Consider the following 11,914-nt stretch of genomic DNA (forward strand, 5'->3'; position numbering starts at 1 on the left):
TCCGTTCGCTGCGCTCTCGGAGCGGCGGGATTTTGTCCCGCGACCGGCCTTCGCTGCGCTCCGGTCCGGTCGGGTGGGTCCGCTGCGCTCCCCCACCTGGCGGCCCTTCCGGCTGCGCCTCCAGGACCGTTGGGCCCGCTAGCGCGGGCCCGGCTGGCTGCAGTGGTGGGGGCGTCTCAGGTTTCGCCACCCGGCTTCCATGGCCTACTGGCCGGCTCGGGGGGTTGGGGATCCTCCAGGGCACTGCGGAGTTTTTCCTTGAAGCTTTTCGGTGGGGCTTCCTTCTCTTCCTGCGTGTGTATGAGCCTGGCGGTGGTCACCCGTATATGGCACTCACGGTGCCGCTGTTTCACGAGTACCACCCATCCCCCGTCCTGGGTGAGGAAAGCGTGCCGGGCCGGGGTGTCCCCTGGGCGGGCGTGCCGGGCCAGGACTGCCGGCGCATGACGGAGGGCGAGTTTCTCGGCTGCCGCGGCAGCCTGTGCCTCATCCCCGTCGATGTGCTGGGTGGCTACCAGCGTCCAGCGGTGCAGTCTCAGTTCGACGCCCTCGGCGCGCCTGGTTTCACGGGTGTCCTCTTCGAGGAGGATGTACCACTCGGCAGTCATGGGCAGAGCCTATCCGCCTGCTGGTCTGAGAGTGCCGGGCACTCCTTGATGCAGCATGTAGAGTTGTGAAAAATGCGGCACACCTGTTGGGTGATCGTTGATTGGCGGGGGCGCTTTGGTTGGGCAGGTGGTTTTGGCGGAGATTTCCCGTCATGACTGGGACGGTATGACGTGCGGCTGCGAGAGGAGTGCCGACCATGTCCCCAGGGATTTCCTTGCCGCGTTGGGCGGGGCGCCTCCTGAGCGAGTGGGCGAGGACTGGGCGGACAATCATGTGTACATCCAGTCCAACCTGATGATGCCGGCCGTGGCCACCGCCTCCATGGTGACGGCCGCTCTGGCTGACCCGCTGGTACCGCTGATGTGGCGGCGCAGCCTGATCCAGGTCCTGAGTGCCTTGTGTTTCGGGGAGCAGGATGATGTGGCGGAGGCGTGTCAGGAGATCGTTCGGGGGTGCAAGTGGTCGCTGTATGAGGAGATCGGCTCGGGGCGCATGATCGATGCCGCCTCGTACGCTTTCGAGTTGCTGACGGCCTTCCCGGAAGAGAGGGAGAGGCTCGGCTTCTTCCAGGAGAGGTACCGGGCGAACCTGGGGCAGGATCTGCACTCGGAGAACTTTGATGTACGCCGTACCGACTGGTGAAGGATTCTGATGATGCAGGGGATCACCCTTCGGGAACACCAGGTTGATGCAAATGTGCGTATCCGGAAATGGGTGGGATTCCCTGCAAGATCTTTTGTTCCGGAGCAGGGTGCCCGCGCCACCCTCGTGTCGGCCACTGGGTCGGGAAAGACCTACACGGCCGCCGTGGCCGCGCTGGAGTGCTTCCGGGGCGGCCGGATCCTGGTGATGGTGCCCACCCTGGATCTGTTGGTGCAGACCGTCCAGGCGTGGCGCCGGGCGGGGCACAAGGGGGCGATGGTCGCGGTGTGTTCGCTGGAGAAGGACGATGTCCTGGAGCAGCTCGGGGTCCACACCACCACCAACCCCATCCAGTTGGCGCTGTGGGCCGGTCATGGACCGGTGGTGGTGTTCGCTACGTACGCCTCGCTCGTGGACCGCGAGGACCCGGAGGATGTCACGGGCCAAGGTCGCGTTCGCGGGCCGTTGGAGGCCGCTCTGGCGGGCGGGGAGCGGCTGTACGGCCAGTCGATGGCCCCGTTTGACTTCGCGGTGGTGGACGAAGCCCACTCCACTACAGGCGATCTTGGGCGTCCGTGGTCGGCGATCCATGACAACCAGCGGATCCCGGTCGGCTTCCGGCTCTACCTCACCGCCACCCCTCGCATCCTGGCTTCCCCCCGGCCGCAGCGCGGGAAAGACGGCCAGGAGCTGGAGATCGCCTCGATGCACAGCGATCCCGAAGGGCCTTACGGCGAATGGATTTTCGAGCTTGGGCTCTCGGAGAGCATCGAGCGGGGAATCCTCGCCGGATTCGAGATCGACGTCCTGGAAATCCACGACCCCTCCCCCCTCCTCGGGGAATCCGAGGAGGCGCAACGGGGCCGACGCCTCGCCCTGCTGCAGACCGCGCTCCTGGAACACGCCGCCGCGCACAACCTGCGCACGGTGATGACGTTCCATCAGAAGGTCGAGGAGGCAGCGGCGTTCGCGGAGAAGATGCCGCAGACGGCAGCGGAGCTGTACATGAACGGCGCCTCCGACAACGACCTCACGGCCGCGGACCGGCTTCCCGCATCGTCGATCGACGCGCAGTTCTACGAGCTGGAAGCCGGCCGGCACGTCCCGCCGGACCGAGTGTGGTCGGCATGGCTGTGCGGCGACCACCTCGTCGCCGAGCGGCGCGAGGTCCTGCGGCAGTTCGCCAACGGCATCGACGTGGCCAGCCGCCGGGTCCACCGCGCGTTCCTCGCCAGCGTTCGCGTCCTCGGAGAAGGCGTCGACATCACCGGCGAACGGGGCGTGGAAGCCGTCTGCTTCGCCGACACCCGCGGCTCCCAGGTCGAGATCGTCCAGAACATCGGCCGCGCCCTCCGGCTCAACCGCGACGGCACCACCAAGGTCGCCAGGATCATCGTGCCGGTCTTCCTGGAGCCCGGCGAGGACCCCACCGACATGGTCGCCAGCGCCAGCTTCCGCCCCCTTGTAGCCGTCCTTCAGGGCCTGCGCTCGCACGATGAGCGCCTGGTCGAGCAACTCGCCTCCCGCGCCCTCAGCAGCGGGAAGCGCAAGGTGCACGTCCGACGCGATGAGGACGGGCGGATCGTCGCAGCCGGCAGCGAGGGCGACGGCAAGGACCAGGAGCAGGACGACACCGACGCCGCTGCCGAGTCGGCCCTGCTCCACTTCTCCACACCCCGGGACGCAGCGACCATCGCGGCCTTCCTGCGCACCCGCGTCTACCGGCCGGAGTCCCTGGTGTGGCTCGAGGGCTACCAGGCCCTCATCCGCTGGCGGGCCGAGAACGAGATCACCGGCCTGTACGCCGTCCCGTACGACACCGCGACGACGGTGGGCGTCACGAAGGCGTTTCCGCTGGGGCGCTGGGTCCACCAGCAGCGGCGCACCTACCGTGCTGGTGAACTCGACGACCACCGCCAAGAACTCCTCGACGAGGCCGGGATGGTGTGGGAACCCGGCGAGGAAGCTTGGGAGACCAAACTCGCCGTCCTGCGCTCCTACCACCGCGCTCACGGCCACCTCGCCCCCCGACGCGACGCCGCATGGGGCAACGCCGACAGCGAACTCGCCCCCGTCGGGGAACACATGGCCAACCTCCGCCGCACCCACGGCCTCGGCAAAAACCCCGCACGCGCCACGGTCCGGGCCGCGCAACTGACCGCGATCGACCCCGACTGGAACTGCCCCTGGCCCCTCGACTGGCAACGCCACCACCGCGTCCTCGCCGACCTCACCGCCGACGAACCCGACAGCATCCTCCCCGACATCGCACCGGGCGTACTCTTCGAAGGCGACGACCTCGGACGATGGCTCCAGCGACAGACCCACGACTGGTTCCAGCTCACCGAGGAACAGCAGCGCAGACTCGCAAGCCTGGGAGTGAAACCCGCCGAACAACCCGCACCAGCCACCACAGACGGTGGGAAGGGCACCGAGCCAAAGGCATCGACGGCGTTCCAGCGGGGTGTCCAGGCCCTCGCGCAGTACATCACCCGCGAGGGTCACCACCGCGTCCCCAGAAGCCATTCAGAGGAGATCGCGGTGGAGGGCGAGGCGGCACAGGTCGCGGTCCGGCTGGGTGTGTTTATAAGCAACACCAAGCAGCGCAGGGACAAACTCACCCACGACCAGCGCACCGCACTCGCCGAACTCGGAGTCGAATGGGCCTAGCAGCAGCGTCTGCCGGGTTGCTGAAGCGTGGCATGTCCTGAGGGACGCCTTGACTGGCCAATTTCGCAGCAATTTGGCGGGAGAACGCGATCTGAGCACGGGTGGCCGGGCTGAAGCGGGAGCGGTACCTGAGGGTGGCTACTCTTGCCTTCCTCGTTCTAGAACAGCTTCTCGAATCGTTGATATTCGCGCTGTAGGCTCAACGTCCCTGTGTAGCCGGCGAGGGTTGTGAGGAAGAGACGCGGCCCCGCCCAAGCACCGGTCGACCACAATCGGATCAACCACGCCGGAGCCATGCCAAGATCTTGGGACAGCTCAACCCACGACGCCGTGTCGGCTGCATGCTCGCCGTGCGCCATCGACGACCCGCTCGTCCAGGCATACCCCTCAATGCCGATTCGGCGCTCAAGGTTCTCGCTGAGCCAGTCGATCGAAAGCGGCGTGATCTCGGTGGCACGAGGGCGCTTCTTCACAGGCCAGCCCCGGCCCTTTGCGTAGCTCTCGATGTCGGCGATGTCCGTCGCAGGATCGCGGTTGCTCCCATGCTCGTCGTCGGCCTGGCCGTCGTTGTCGATGACCTGGTCGGCGTCAGTGACGCCATCGCCGAGCATGTCCCTGAGACGAATACCTGCCGAGAGTCGTGCGAGGCGACGCGTCAGGGCGCGCTGCAAACGCCCGTCAGTAGTGATGGTCGGGTCGATCACCGCTGTGGCCCATAGGCACGCCTCGAAGATGCCGCGCGCGACCGAAACCGCGCCCATCAACGATGCCTCCGCGCGAAGCAAGACGGCGAAACCCCGAAGCTGATCGGCGGCGCTAAGGATGTTGACCGCCGCTTCATACCTGAGAATCTTCGCGACTGGTTCGGCGCGACCACCGAGCAAGACGTCGGGGGCCATCATGTCCTCGCGCGCTGGGCTCGTTTGTTTCAACGTCCAAGGCTTGAGGCCCAACTGCGTGAAACCCTTAGCTATTTCGTCAACCGCTGCCGCGAGCGCGTCACGACGCTCATGCGCCTCCTGTGCGCCTCGGTTGATTCGGCCGAGCATTTCCATCGCCCAGGCCTTGTCGTTCTGGCTTACATCGCTCTCGCCTGTCACCCGACACAGCCTGCCAGAAGGCACCGATGTAGGAATGGCATTTTCCGTCGCAGGATCGCGCCCGGGTATGGTGCAGGTACTGACGCTCACGTCCATCTGAATGCACGCGACATCTTGGTCGAGCGATGGCCATGCCTTCGGCCCGCGGCTGGAACACCGTGAAGTCCCAGTGGGGGCACGTCGACGGCTACTTTGCCGTGCATCTCCCGCCGACCATGGCGCACAGGGGTTGGCACACCCGATCCAGAGTTTGTGTGCCGTATCCACAGCCGAGCTCAATGCGGCACTTGCGCGCTTGCGGATCGACGGGCTCGCAGGCGAGTGAGAGCTGCGGGCGGCGGGCGAGCCTTCGGCCGGCAGGAAGGTCAGTGTCGTTGGGCAGAGCGATCACCGCCGCCTCCGCGTTCTTGATGACCGCCGCACGCAAGCGGTCGACATCTCTGCGGCCAAGCGTGCGGTGCACGACCTTGCGTCCGCAGAGGCCTTGGCTGAGCACGAGCATGCGAGAGGGGCTGAGAGGCCACCACAGGTATCGGCTCGTGAGCGTGGACGGAGTGCGGCTGGTGGAGCCGATCGACATAAGGACGGGCTGATCGCTGGTGATCAGCCGTGCTTGAGGGTCGTCCCACAGTTCGAGTTGCCGGGTGGAGTGTTCGTCGGCTGCCCGGTAGGCACTACGGAAGACCTTCTTCACAAATTCCGTCGAGGTCAGTTCCGGAACCTCCTGTCCCCCGCGTATACGCATCCAGGCATCCTGGGCCTCGAGCAGGCGTTTGCGTTGAGGGGTGCGGTTGCGCTGAAAGGCGAGGACCACGGCGAGGGACATGAAGTCGTCGAACTCCATATCGTCGCCTGGCTCCCAGGCGCGCAGCAGACGAAGGAGACGTGCGGTCTCATCGTCGATCACGGAGAGCATCGCCTCGGCCTGATTGTGCGGCCCGTGCTGAGGGTCCGTCACGCGGTAGAAGTTCTCCCTGACGCAGGTATCGCGAAGGCCCAAGAGACGGTCGAGGCCGTTGACCGTGTCCAGGACCCGAACGCGCTTGCCGTCAGGGCTCCAGGCCCTCAAGTAGGCCTTGGGCACGTAATGGTGCCTGCGGGAGGCACAGTCACGCCTTACCGCAGCCGCCGCCACCTTCGCCATGTACTCCTGTACACGGGGGTTCAGATCCTGACCACCGTCAGATACCGGGATCTGCCCCCACGGGTTGGGCACGCTACTGACGAGCCTCCACTCCATGTTGCTCCCTACGCGGTGCCCGCCACTACTGCGCTGCCGGGGAGGCATCGTCCGGTGCGGGGTATCCACGATTCTCTCAACCCTTACCTGGCGGCCACCCAGCATTTACGGCCTCAAGAGAACCAACGGCTACAGGGCGCGAAGGCGCGTTCGTCGCGGTCATGGAAACTGGTGTTAGGCACAGACGTCCCGGGGGCGTCCGACCCAGGCTTGGTGGCACGGCGCGACCCTCATGCCCTCGCGTAGGCGGCCGCGCAGAACACCGACGCGTGTCCGCCCCTCCAGTACCTGAAGCCCGCCGTCCGTCAGGGCCATGAGACACCGGTCGATCAGGAGTGGCGGAAGCATCCACGTGCCGCGCTCTTCCCAGTGATAGCCGACTCGTTCGGGACGAATGCCGACGTAGTGGGCTGGCCGCTCGGCGATGTGCTCGATGAGACCGGCTTCTGATGCTCCGGTGGGCATATCGCAGAAGTCCTCACGCCGGATCATCTCTATCTGCCACACGATGCGCTCAAGATCGATGCTCCCGTAGTCCTCCTCAAAGGGCTGGTGGCTGCCACCGTGCTCGTAGAGGAACTGCTCGATGACGTAGTCCGGCCAGTCCAGCGCCGCCAGAGCAGGGTCCGCACGGAATTCACCGAACGTGAAGGCGAGTCCGCACTCGACGCGGCGAGCAAACAGCGGACGGAGGTCGGTCAGTTTCATGGCTACCGGTGTACCGCAAAAGTCCTACCGTGTTCCCTCTGGTCCTTCGGCGGTGTCGGCCATGGCGGACACGTCCTTGGCGAGCTCCTTCTTGCCCGCGTCGGTGCCCGGGCAGAAATGATCGGCACTCTCGGGGATGTGGTTCTCCACCGCACGCTGCAGGCCGTCCTCGGTGAGGTCGTCGGGGTGTCGTCCCAGGGCGGCAGTGAGCCGTGCGGGCAGAGCCATCGGTACTCCAGTGTGTTCACCACATGCTGCTGACGATCGCCAGCCAGATCACGCTAAACGGGATCACCGGGCCGTCACCACGCATTTCCGGAACCGAGCCCGCCGGGTACAGGACCCGACACAGGCCCTGAAGATCGAGACGCGTCGCCTGGGCTCCCGCCCTACTCCCTGATCGGACTACCTTGCCAGCATGACAGCACAGCTTGACCGGAGAAGCGATCCCGCGCCGTCCATGCTCCGGTGCGAGCTGCGGGCGTCCAACTTGTACCCGAGCCTGGTTCTCGCCCTGCGGGACATGCGGCAGGCGAACGGCCGTGATCTCGTAACCGGTGACGGCGAGGGCAACGAATCGTGGATAGGCCTGAGTCTAGGAATGGTCATTCTGGACACGCTGTCGGGTGATTCCAACGGCGTCCGTGCCCGTTGGGAGCTGCTGCTCACAACGCATGGCATCACGCAGGAAGACGCGCAGATCATCTACAGGCTGCGCTGCTCCCTCCTGCACGGCTATGGCCTGCCGAAGCCCAGCACAGTCAACGGCCGGACCGTACTGCTGACCTCGGACGTGACAGCCCACGCCATCGACACGTCCACGACCGGCCGTGCACTGGTCAGCGTGCCGGTCTTCTGCGGAAGGCTGGTCGAGCGCATTGCCGCCGCAGCGCCACAGAACTGGGACACAAGCTTGATCGATACCGACGTCGCGACCTGACCCCGGAGCAGTGAGCGACTCTGTCGGGGATCTTGGAGTTTCCCGGCGGGGTGGCTTGACCACCGGGCACGCTCAGAGCGGTCTTCTGCCCGCTGCTCTCGTTGAGGTGCTCGATGTCTGTACGTCCCCGTTCCGCAGTGGAGGTTCCTCCGTTGACCGCGCGGGTGGCGCGGGCGAGCAACCCGCAGGGCACTACGGCGATGTGGGTGCGCGACCGACTCGACGGGCTGTGGTGCGACGAGGACTTCGCCGCCTGGCACCCCCGTGACGGTCGCCCCGGACTTTCGCCCGCGCAGCCGGCCACCGTCTGCGTGCTGCAGTTCCTGCACAACCTGTCCGACCGGCAGGCCACCGAGGCCGTGCGCTGCCGCCTCGATTTCAAGTACGCCCTGGGCCTGGAGCTGGACAAGGCGAGCGGTTCACCAGCTGCCGACGGCCTGGATCAGTTCCTGCGTGCGGGGGTGTCTGGGGACCTTCAACCCAGTTCGGGGTGAGGCTGACGGCCGAGGTACTGACGCCCCAGCCTGTACACGGCCAGGAGGACGAGCAGGGCTCCCCCGTCCCCGACCACACACGACGCCCGGTCATCGGGAGGTGATCACGGTGATCATGGTGCCCATAAGCGTCAGTCCTGCCAGGCCGACGCCGATCGGCACAGCCCAGGTCGGGTGGCGGTGTACGAGGTAGACGAGACCGCCGAACAGCATCAGGCCGACCAACACGAGGAGCAAGCCGACCAGCAGGACAAACGTAGACATGAAGAGTTCCCCCTTGGGGAGTTCGGACACCCCAAGGGGGCGTCAGGAGTCGGTGCGAGAGTTTCTGAGGAGATCTCATGCCGTCGGGGCCGGGTTTCCGGCACCGGTCCAATGGCCCGCAGGCCCTGACCGGTCACAAATTCGCTGAGCAGCCCGTGCCGGGTCGCAGAGCCCCTCGGTGCCTGCACGAACGTCTTACGCAGCGGGACGTTGCCACGGATCGACCGCTTGTCCCCCAGACGTACGCCTTCACCCACCTCTCTATATATGTAGACCAGAAGGCGAACTGATATCCCAACCAGCACCGCATGCAGGAAGATGATGCTCTTACTAAATCGCTCATAGCACCCAAAAAAGCCATCAATGTTCTATGTCGCCTTCGCGCCGAAGCACTTTCCGCAGCTCCTCCAAGATGGCAACGGTGCTGCCTCCACCGAGGAAGGTCCCCAGGAAGCCGATGACGATTCCGGCGACGCCGACGCGACCGACGCCAGCGCCGACCAGGCTGACGACGGCGCCAAGGGCGACGGAGGCGATACCGAGGACGCGGCCGCCAACGCGGCCCTGCTTAAAGGCGTCGGTGAGGACCTGATCCAAAGAGACAAGACCTCGCTTGAAGGAGCGGTGCAGGGCCGCACGCTGCGCCATCGCAGCGGAAGCGCTGCGGGTGGCCCGTACGTGCGGCAGCAGGTGTAGCGCGTATTTCAGGACCTCCGCCGCCCGCCAACGAATGTCCGGATCACCGGCAATCGCTTCGATCTCCCAGCACCACTCCGCCTCCCGGTAAGCCCGTTCCTCTTCCGGCAGCATCCGACACCCTGCGCGGATCACACCCTCCGCGCAGCGCAGAGCCAGCCCCGGCTTCTCTCCGTCGCTCACGAGGCACCTCCGGGGGCCGGGCGGGCACGGCCGATCCCGCCCGACGACCGGTCGAACGAGAGCTGGGCCAGCTTCAGATGCACCACACGCGCGCCCTCGGCGGTGAGCTTGTAGTAACGGCGGGGCCGCTGCCCTTCCTCGGGCGTCTCCCACTCCGAATCCACCAGCCCCGCATCTTTCAACCGGGCCAGGATCGGATACAGGGTGCCACTCGCGAGCTTCGCCGCTTTCATCAGCTCATACCCGTACCGCGCGGCTGCCGGGTCATCCCGGAACGCCTGCAGCACCCGCTCCGTCTGGGGCGTCAACGTCACATCCACACCCCTGACTCTACATATGTCGCCAACATGAGGCAACATATGTAGAGACCCCACGCCGCGCGAGCTGGTGGCCGACGACGAGGGCTAGGCCGTGTTTTGGAACTGAGTCCCTGACCATGCTCCGTGCCGTGATGATCTAAGTGTGGGGCGTGGGGATCTGTCTGACGAGCAGTGGTCGGTGCTGGAGCCGTTGTTGCCGGTTGTGGGGCTGGGGCGTCCGGTGCGCAACCGTCGGCGGTTGATCGACGGGGTGCGGTGGCGGGTGCGGACCGGTGTGCCGTGGCGGGATCTGCCGGTCGAGTACGGGCACTGGCAGACCGTGTACGGACTGTTCAGGCGGTGGCAGCGTGAGGGCGTGTGGGCCGGGATCCTGACAGCGTTGCAGGTCAGGGCCGATGCTGCGGGGCTGATCGTGTGGGAGGTGAACGTCGACTCCACGGTCTGCCGGGCCCATCAGCATGCCGCCGGTGCCCGCCGGGACGGTGCCGGGCAGAAGGAACCGCCGGGCGGGACGCGGACCGAGCCGGACGATCACGGGCTGGGCCGCTCACGCGGCGGGTTCTCCACGAAGATTCATCTGGCGTGCGAGCAGGGGCAGAAGCCGTTGTCGCTGCTGGTCACGGCGGGCCAGCGAGGCGACAGTCCTCAGTTCGAGTCGGTCCTCGAAGCGATCCGGGTGCCCCGCACCGCCGGCGGACGTCCCCGGGTGCGTCCTGTGCGGGTGCGGGGCGACAAGGCGTACTCCTCACGCGCCAACCGTGCCTACCTGCGCCGACGAGGGATCAGGTGCACGATCCCCGAGCCGGCCGACCAGATCCGCAACCGCCGGCGGCGCGGCAGCGCGGGAGGCCGTCCGCCCGCCTTCGACCGCCAGGACTACAAGGCCCGCCACGCGGTCGAGTGCGGGATCAGCCGCCTCAAACAGCACCGGGCCGTGGCCACTCGGTATGACAAGCTTGCTGTCCGCTTCGAGGCGACGGTCCAGATCGCGGCGATCCAGCAGTGGCTGTGACCCGCCGACGGCCCCTACGACCGTGCCATGCTGACGTCCGAACCGACAGCGCACCGTGGGGAGAAGTCCAGTGGCCGCCCAGTACTACTGCGCAGACAGCGAAAACGGCGACCACATCGACGACCCTTCCGAGGACGCCCTGTTCGACCTGATCAGCGAACTCAACGACACGGACAACACCTTCGTCGTCATCCAGCCCGACCAGGACGACCCTGCATGGTTCGCGTCCGTCGCCGTCCTCGACGAAGGCGGCTACGAGATCGTCCGCCGCGACACCACCCACCGCGAACACCACGTGACCACCGAGAACAGCATCGGCAGAATCGCGAGCGACCTCATCATCTGGCTGGCCGCCCGCCACTTCCAAAACACGGCCTAGGCGGGAGTCCTCCTCAGATTCACAGTCCCGGCGACGGCCATCGGGAAGCGGCGGGCCTGGCGGCGGCAGCCCAAGGTCTGGCAGGCCTTGACGGACGGGCAGCGCGGACGCCTGGGGCGGCTCGACATCACGCCTCCGGCGCCGGAGCTCCGGAAGCCGTCCACTACGCCCATGGGGACCTTCGAGCGGGGCGTGGCCAGCCTGGCGCAGCAATAAGGCCCGCACGGGCTCGGTGACCGTCCACAGAACCCACGCAGAGGTGGTCGAGGTCGACGGCCAAGGGCACCCCCGTCAAGCTCTGAGCCTGGATCAGAAGGGACGCCGCGCGAAGCTCACCGTCGACAGACTCTCCGCACTCACCAACCTCGGACTCGGCTGGACAGCGGCTTGAGCGCCGTCTCGGCGGTGGTTAAATCCGGGCTCATGGAGAAGCTTGCAGGCGACTGGTGGGAATCTGGCTCCTGGTGGCAGTTCGCCATCACGATCTCAGCGGGCCTGCTGGTCGGTGCGCTGGGGGCGTGGGCGACTATTAGGGCCTGTGTGACGTCGTGATCAATCAGTTGCCTTCAGTAGGTCGTTGATCCAGATCATCGAGGCGCGGAGGTGGAGGCCGGCGAGGTAGCTCTCGGGCGTCTTGTCGTATCGAGTCGCGATGCC

Annotated in this window: 14 protein-coding genes; 6 read left to right on the plus strand and 8 right to left on the minus strand. The window is 66.3% G+C overall.

Features of this window, described 5'->3' with window-relative positions:
- Positions 1–176 precede the first annotated feature (176 nt).
- Positions 177–608: a hypothetical protein gene (locus tag G3I56_RS42290; RefSeq protein WP_164418804.1), complete on the minus strand. Its 432-nt coding sequence runs from the start codon at positions 606–608 to the stop codon at positions 177–179.
- 247 nt (positions 609–855) lie between these two features.
- Here G3I56_RS42290 and G3I56_RS42295 point away from each other — a divergent pair, with 247 nt between their 5' ends.
- Entirely contained in the window at positions 856–1,251 is a 396-nt protein-coding gene (locus G3I56_RS42295) for a hypothetical protein (protein ID WP_164418806.1), read from the plus strand.
- A 12-nt stretch (positions 1,252–1,263) separates the two neighbouring features.
- The gene (locus G3I56_RS42300; protein ID WP_164418828.1) at positions 1,264–3,921 is read left to right on the plus strand and encodes a DEAD/DEAH box helicase; all 2,658 of its coding nucleotides are present in this window, start codon (positions 1,264–1,266) and stop codon (positions 3,919–3,921) included.
- A gap of 158 nt (positions 3,922–4,079) precedes the next feature.
- On the opposite strand, the gene G3I56_RS42305 is transcribed toward G3I56_RS42300, so the two are convergent.
- The 4 genes from G3I56_RS42305 to G3I56_RS42320 form a co-directional block, all read right to left on the minus strand.
- Positions 4,080–5,021 carry a hypothetical protein gene (locus tag G3I56_RS42305; protein WP_164418808.1) on the minus strand — a complete coding sequence of 314 codons (942 nt, stop codon included), beginning with the start codon at positions 5,019–5,021 and terminating at the stop codon, positions 4,080–4,082.
- A gap of 187 nt (positions 5,022–5,208) precedes the next feature.
- Positions 5,209–6,105 carry a DUF4238 domain-containing protein gene (locus G3I56_RS42310; RefSeq protein ID WP_164418810.1) on the minus strand — a complete coding sequence of 299 codons (897 nt, stop codon included), beginning with the start codon at positions 6,103–6,105 and terminating at the stop codon, positions 5,209–5,211.
- Between the two features lie 330 nt (positions 6,106–6,435).
- Positions 6,436–6,969 (minus strand): hypothetical protein, encoded by a 534-nt coding sequence (locus G3I56_RS42315; RefSeq protein ID WP_164418812.1) that lies wholly within the window; start codon positions 6,967–6,969, stop codon positions 6,436–6,438.
- Positions 6,970–6,993: 24 nt separating this feature from the next.
- Positions 6,994–7,197: a hypothetical protein gene (locus tag G3I56_RS42320; protein ID WP_164418814.1), complete on the minus strand. Its 204-nt coding sequence runs from the start codon at positions 7,195–7,197 to the stop codon at positions 6,994–6,996.
- 190 nt (positions 7,198–7,387) lie between these two features.
- Here G3I56_RS42320 and G3I56_RS42325 point away from each other — a divergent pair, with 190 nt between their 5' ends.
- Both G3I56_RS42325 and G3I56_RS42330 read left to right on the plus strand, forming a co-directional pair.
- A complete protein-coding gene (locus tag G3I56_RS42325; protein ID WP_164418816.1) occupies positions 7,388–7,909 on the plus strand; it encodes a hypothetical protein in 522 nt (173 codons plus the stop codon).
- Between the two features lie 152 nt (positions 7,910–8,061).
- Complete coding sequence (locus G3I56_RS42330) at positions 8,062–8,403, plus strand: transposase (RefSeq protein WP_239135461.1); 342 nt, start codon at positions 8,062–8,064, stop codon at positions 8,401–8,403.
- A 90-nt stretch (positions 8,404–8,493) separates the two neighbouring features.
- Here G3I56_RS42330 and G3I56_RS42335 read toward each other — a convergent pair whose 3' ends face one another.
- From G3I56_RS42335 to G3I56_RS42345, 3 genes are all read right to left on the minus strand, one after another.
- On the minus strand, positions 8,494–8,667 hold the full coding sequence (locus G3I56_RS42335; RefSeq protein ID WP_164418818.1) for a hypothetical protein: 174 nt from the start codon (positions 8,665–8,667) through the stop codon (positions 8,494–8,496).
- Positions 8,668–9,027: 360 nt separating this feature from the next.
- Positions 9,028–9,546, minus strand: a complete 519-nt coding sequence (locus G3I56_RS42340) for a hypothetical protein (RefSeq protein WP_164418820.1) — start codon at positions 9,544–9,546, stop codon at positions 9,028–9,030.
- On the minus strand, positions 9,543–9,866 hold the full coding sequence (locus tag G3I56_RS42345; protein ID WP_203691941.1) for a PadR family transcriptional regulator: 324 nt from the start codon (positions 9,864–9,866) through the stop codon (positions 9,543–9,545). Before G3I56_RS42345 ends, G3I56_RS42340 begins: the two co-directional genes overlap by 4 nt.
- 142 nt (positions 9,867–10,008) lie before the next feature.
- Here G3I56_RS42345 and G3I56_RS42350 point away from each other — a divergent pair, with 142 nt between their 5' ends.
- Complete coding sequence (locus G3I56_RS42350) at positions 10,009–10,878, plus strand: IS5 family transposase (protein WP_164418824.1); 870 nt, start codon at positions 10,009–10,011, stop codon at positions 10,876–10,878.
- A gap of 70 nt (positions 10,879–10,948) precedes the next feature.
- On the plus strand, positions 10,949–11,257 hold the full coding sequence (locus G3I56_RS42355; RefSeq protein ID WP_343240228.1) for a hypothetical protein: 309 nt from the start codon (positions 10,949–10,951) through the stop codon (positions 11,255–11,257).
- The last annotated feature ends 657 nt before the right edge of the window (positions 11,258–11,914 follow it).

Origin of the sequence: Streptomyces sp. SID12488, from assembly GCF_010548275.1 — a bacterium.
Taxonomy (GTDB): Bacteria; Actinomycetota; Actinomycetes; order Streptomycetales; family Streptomycetaceae; genus Streptomyces.